Origin of the sequence: Rhodoblastus sp. (assembly GCF_019449565.1) — a bacterium.
Classification (GTDB): Bacteria; Pseudomonadota; Alphaproteobacteria; order Rhizobiales; family Beijerinckiaceae; genus Rhodoblastus.
In genome coordinates, this window is sequence record NZ_JAGRPM010000032.1 from 1 (window position 1) to 5,254 (window position 5,254).

General features: G+C 62.3%; 7 protein-coding genes and 1 pseudogene. 2 read left to right on the forward strand and 6 right to left on the reverse strand.

The genetic code is table 11. From position 1 onward, the window contains the following. Positions 1–327: 327 nt before the first annotated feature. A complete protein-coding gene (locus QZ409_RS07950; protein WP_296709095.1) occupies positions 328–960 on the forward strand; it encodes a tyrosine-type recombinase/integrase in 633 nt (210 codons plus the stop codon). Between the two features lie 201 nt (positions 961–1,161). Here QZ409_RS07950 and QZ409_RS07955 read toward each other — a convergent pair whose 3' ends face one another. The 6 genes and pseudogenes from QZ409_RS07955 to QZ409_RS07980 form a co-directional block, all read right to left on the reverse strand. After that, positions 1,162–2,157: a HupE/UreJ family protein gene (locus QZ409_RS07955; RefSeq protein ID WP_296709099.1), complete on the reverse strand. Its 996-nt coding sequence runs from the start codon at positions 2,155–2,157 to the stop codon at positions 1,162–1,164. Further along, a complete protein-coding gene (locus QZ409_RS07960; protein ID WP_296709100.1) occupies positions 2,154–3,002 on the reverse strand; it encodes a peptidylprolyl isomerase in 849 nt (282 codons plus the stop codon). Before QZ409_RS07960 ends, QZ409_RS07955 begins: the two co-directional genes overlap by 4 nt. Next, positions 2,996–3,652: a HupE/UreJ family protein gene (locus tag QZ409_RS07965; RefSeq protein WP_296709103.1), complete on the reverse strand. Its 657-nt coding sequence runs from the start codon at positions 3,650–3,652 to the stop codon at positions 2,996–2,998. Before QZ409_RS07965 ends, QZ409_RS07960 begins: the two co-directional genes overlap by 7 nt. Continuing rightward, positions 3,649–4,242 (reverse strand): HupE/UreJ family protein, encoded by a 594-nt coding sequence (locus tag QZ409_RS07970; protein WP_296709106.1) that lies wholly within the window; start codon positions 4,240–4,242, stop codon positions 3,649–3,651. Before QZ409_RS07970 ends, QZ409_RS07965 begins: the two co-directional genes overlap by 4 nt. Beyond that, positions 4,239–4,853, reverse strand: a complete 615-nt coding sequence (locus QZ409_RS07975; RefSeq protein ID WP_296709110.1) for a hypothetical protein — start codon at positions 4,851–4,853, stop codon at positions 4,239–4,241. The genes QZ409_RS07970 and QZ409_RS07975 overlap by 4 nt, the downstream gene beginning before the upstream one ends. Positions 4,854–4,864: 11 nt before the next feature. Further along, a pseudogene (locus QZ409_RS07980) lies at positions 4,865–4,981 on the reverse strand (DUF3604 domain-containing protein); the annotation flags it as partial. A 63-nt stretch (positions 4,982–5,044) separates the two neighbouring features. Here QZ409_RS07980 and QZ409_RS07985 point away from each other — a divergent pair. Continuing rightward, the coding region (locus tag QZ409_RS07985; protein ID WP_296709113.1) for a transposase at positions 5,045–5,254 on the forward strand (210 nt) is incomplete at its 3' end.

Below are 5,254 nucleotides of genomic sequence, written 5' to 3' on the forward strand. Positions count from 1 at the left end.
AAGGACGCAACCAATCGCGGCATAGGCCGCGCCCGGACGGCCATCAGGCCGCCGGATCGAGGGATCCACGCCGCAATCACCAGAGAAAATGATCGTTGCGGGGCGAGCAATCGCTTGCACGGCGACTTTTTCAACGAAATCCGCCAAAAATACGCCTTCGTTCAGCCGACGCGGAACTACCGCTTCTGGCGCCGAGCGGACGGCCAGACGTCATCTTGAACGGCCACTATTTATGCTCGGAGCTTCAACGTTGCTTGAGCGTTGTATTTCCGGCCCGCTGAGAGCGGGGAGCTGGGGAGGGAGAGGTTGGACAAGGAGGCCACGTCCATGTCCAAGACTCTCAATCAGCAACGAGACCATCGGCAAGCGGCCTGGAACAAGGGACGGCTCGTGGGCCAGAAGCGCCCGCTCAAGCCAAAGGAAGTGTGGAATATCCGGGCCCGCCTTCAGATCGAGGCGCGAAGGCGCGACCTCGCAATGTTCGATCTCGCGATCGATAGCAAATTGCGGGGATGTGACCTCGTCCGTTTGACGATCGACGATTTGTGCGTCGGCGGCAGGTTGCGCGACCGCGCAACGATCGTCCAGAGGAAGACCGGCAGACCGGTCCAATTCGAAATCACGGAGCAAACTCGGGCGTCAGTCGAGGATTGGCTGGCGACACTGAAAATCCGCGATGGGCGTTTTCTGTTTCCAAGCCGCGTCCACCAGCAGCCTCACATCTCGACGCGGCAATATGCTCGGATTGTCCATGACTGGGTTCGAAGCGCCGGGTTGGACGACTCGGCGTACGGCACGCATTCGATGCGGCGAACGAAGGCTGCGCAGATTTACAAAAAGACCGGCAACCTGAGAGCCGTTCAACTCCTATTGGGGCATACGAAGCTGGAGAGCACCGTTCGATATCTCGGAATCGAGGTGGATGACGCGCTCAGCATTTCCGAACAGGTAGAATTGTGACGGATCGGGTGCGGTGTCGCCCAACGATGGCGCCGCATCTCTCGCTGTTGACCGCTATTCTGGAGATCGCGGACTTCGGAAGCATCGCGTGAACAGGAAATAATTACCCACAGCGGGCTTTGCCTGGCGCGTCAATGACCGACTAGAATCGGACCCCCGCCTCGAAACAGGGGCTGGTCCCGATCGAAGCGCGCCTACGCTTCAACTCCAGAAGCTGTTGAGCCGGCCTAACAGCCACACTGTCGAGGCCGTCCCGATCAGATAGCCGGCAGCCACCCGCGCAGGTCGCCCAGGAGTAACGAAGAGCGCGCTCAGCGCTTTTTCTCCAGCCACGATCGCGATGACAAACAGAATCTGCCCGGCCTCGACGCCGAGATTGAACGTCAGCAAGGCGAGGGGAACGTCCGCCTGCGGCAGGCCGATGTCCTTGAGCGCCCCGGCGAAGCCGAAGCCGTGCAAGAGCCCGAAGACGCCGGCGACGATCCAGGGATAGCTTTCGGAAAGACGCCGCTCTCCCGACCGCATTTTGACGAGTTCGCTGGCGAGGAAGGCGATGCTGAGCGCGATCGCCGCCTCGACGGGTTTCTGCGGCAGCCGAAAATAACCAAGCGTCGCGCCCGCCAGAGTTATTCTGTGAGCGACGGTAAACGCCGTGATCGTCTTCAGGAGCGTCCAGCGGTCGCGGATCAGAAAGATGAGGGCGAGGACGAACAGCAGATGGTCCAGACTGGTAAGGATGTGTTCAACGCCCAGGAAGCCATAGGTTCGCGCCACATCCCAGGCGCTTTGGGCGCCAGTGACGCGCAGGATCGGAGATTCGGGCCCGAGCCGAGCAATCTGCGTCGAGCTGTCGCGATACTGGATTCGCGCGAGGACGTCTGTGACCGTCGCGCGCAGGCCGTCGATGACGATGTCCTTGCCCCGCAACCCGCCCGCGCACGTTATTGTCCATCTTTCGAAAAAAGCGCCGGCGACGAGCCCAGAAACCGGCTCCGTCGTGTTCTTGCAGGAATCCGGCAAACGCGCGTCAATGCCAAGGCGACGGTCGCCGAGCGCAGGGACCTTCCAGAGCACGGAAAATTCGTCTGGCGCCGTCTCCTTCAGGTCAAGATAGGCCGGCCGCAATTCGTCGGCGGCGGCATGGGCGCCGCCCAACGCTAGGGCGACGACCAGGAGAAGCGTCCGCAGCCGGATCATCGGCTCGTCTCTGGCTGGGTCTCGACAACGATATGATACCGGGCGAGTAGCTGTCGATAACGCGCATCTTCCACAGACTTGCGGGTTTCGTTCGACCAGTCGCGCGCGACGGCGGCGCGGACCTCGTCGAGGGCCGGCAGGCGCACAGGCTGGCGATCCAGAATGCGCACGAGATGCAGGCCGAACGCCGAGCGAATCGGCCCTGTCCATAGGCGCGCCTCCGCCTTGTTCTTCAAAGCGGTGGCGAAATCGTCCCCGAACATTTCGCCGATCGCGGTCAACCGGGTCATCGCAACCTCGGACGGCAGCAAGGTCGCGTCGCCGCGCGGCGTTTCAGCAGGATCCTTGCGCAAGGTTTCGAGCAGCGTCGCTGCATCCTGTTCGATCCTGTCGCCGCGGCTCGCGGGACTGAGGTAAATCTGTTGAAAGGCCAGTTTGGGGCCGATTTCAAACCGGTCGGCATGCGCCTGCAGATAGGCCTGGAGTTGCGCGTCGGTCGGAGCCTGCCCCTCGGCGTCGGCGTCGATCAGAAACTCGTATTTCTGGCGCAGGCGGCGTCGAATGCTGGTGTCGTTCTTGTCGAGGCCGAGCATCACGGCCTCCCGATTGTAGATTTCCTCCTTGATGTAATTCTCGACCAGGCCCTTCAGCTCGATCGCTGTCGGCGGCCGTTGCCAGGTGTTGCCGAACAGGTTCGCAAGCTGTTCGACCTTGGCGCCCGTAATGACGATCCGGTCATCGCCGCCGCCTGCAGGTGACCTATTCACGACCGCATAGAGGCCAAAAATCGCGAAAGCGAGAATGATGAAATGAAGCAGCGGTTCTTCGAACAGCTTCTTCAGCATTGCGGACGCTGCAGTGTGAGGGGCGCGGCCGCGACCTTGTTCCGCTTCGCGGGCGCGGCCAGGGAGAGCGCCAGAACCAGGACAGACGCGGCGACGATCCACGATCCCGCGATCCTGACCCCGACGCGATGCCAATGCTTTTTGAAGCCGACGGTCAAACCGGCGATCAGAATCAGCAGGTAGATGAAGCCCGACGCCAGACCGGCGAGGGTCAGGGCTGTCTCCCGCGAGGTCTCACCCGCGTTTTCGGACTCAAGACCAAGCAACGCGCCCGCTCCCGCCGCGGCCAGAACCGTCACGACGCGGCCAACGGGACGATCGAGGCAGATGGCGGCGCCAAGGGCCAGCGAGGCGGCCAGAAGAACCGGTTCTCGAACGCCGCCCATGCCGCCCAATTGAGCGGCGATCAATCCAAGCGCAAAAGCGACGCAGAACGCCACGACGCCCCACCGCGCGCTGTCGCGGCCCTGCTGTCCGCAAATCAGCGCGGCGGCGATAAGCAGCAGGCCATGCGATGGCGCGACGAAAGGGTCGAGCAGATGGGCGTAAAAAATTCCGAGACCGGCAAGGGGCGCATGCGCTTCCGCCAATCCCGGCCAGGAGGTCAACCCGCCGGCAATGGCAAACCCGAATTTCCCGCAGCGCCTCATGCATAGCCGCTCAGAAAGGCGACCCCCACGGCCGCGATGGCCGCTCCACCGGCGCGCACGACGTAATTGCCGATCTGATAACGCGTCAACAAACCCAGGCCGACGCCGCACAGGTGAAGCAGTCCTGTTGCGATCACGAAGCCAAGGGCAAAGGACAGCGGATTGGCGGTCGAGGGAAGTTCGGTTCCATGAGCGTGGCCGTGAAAGAAGGCAAACACGCCGACGATGCAGGCGGCGATCCACAAAGGCGGCCGGAATGCGAAGGCGACGCAAAGGCCGAGTACGATCGCCGATATTGCGATCACGGTTTCGACCGATGGCAGCGGCGCCCCGGCAATGCCGAAAGCGCCGCCAATCGCCATGACGAGCGGAAAAACAACCGGCAGCAGCCAGATCGCGGGCATGCCGAGAAAGGCGCCCCATAGCCCGACCGCCACCATAGCAACGAGATGATCGAGCCCGAGGATCGGATGTTTGAAGCCGCCGACAAAGCCCCCGACGACTCCCGCACCGGAATGCGCAAGGGCGAGACAAGGATCCAGACAGAGCAGAGCCGCGACGGTGACGAGGATAGAGACTTTTCCGATCATTGAGGAACGACCTCTGCGGGCGTCGGCGCCAATGATCGCGTCGCGCTTGCGTGCGTCTTTTGCGTGGCCCGTTCAAGCCACGTCTGGGCGGCGGACAGGGATTCCGCCGCGCCGTAATAGCGGATGAGGCCGAGTTCGGCCGCCGACGCCGCGGTGAGGCGGCCGTCAACGAGCGCGGAGATAACAGACTCCTCCGTCACGAGCACGACATCGCCCCGAGCAGGGCCTTCGGCATGGGGCATCATGGCCAGACCGTCGCCATCGGGCTCGAAGCGCGTCCAAAGCGCCGGGCCGATTAAAATGATCGCAAAGGCGGGTTTCTGTCTGTCATCGGAAACGATCGCCAGCCGATCACGCAACAAGCCCAGTTTGGCGACCGCCTGTTGATAGCCGAGCAGCACCTTGACGGCGGCAGGGCGATCGTCCCGGGCGATGATGTTGTTGGCCTGGGCCTGCAAAACGGCAGGAATGACATAGAGCGATTTGGGATAGATGAAATTCAACATACCGCGAATGGTGCTGACGCCGGCTGGATCGTCATAGCCGCATGACATCGCGGCGGTGGAGGCGGCGGCCAGGGCCGCCGCAATGGTGAGGGCGCTGAATCGCACGCCCGATCCTCTCATGGCGTGTACCAGATCGGCGACGTATAGGCGCGCTCCTGAATGCTTGACGGGACGTCGGTCGGGAGCGCTACGCCAAGAAACTTGGCGTCATAGGTCGTCCAGCGCGGCGTTGGTCTGCCCCCTGAAAAGTGGTCCTCCATGAAGTATGGTTTTCGAACCGGCCGGAGGACAGAAGGATGGCAGGGAAGAGACACAAACCGGAAGAGATTGTCGCCAAGCTTCGTCAAGTCGACGTGCTGATTTCGCAGGGCCGATCGGTCTCGGAATCGATCCGGTCGATAGGCGTGACGGAGGTCACATATTATCGCTGGCGGTCGGAATTTGGCGGCCTGAAGGGCGATCAGGTCAAGCGGCTGAAGGAGCTTGAGGCAGAGAACGCGCGGCTG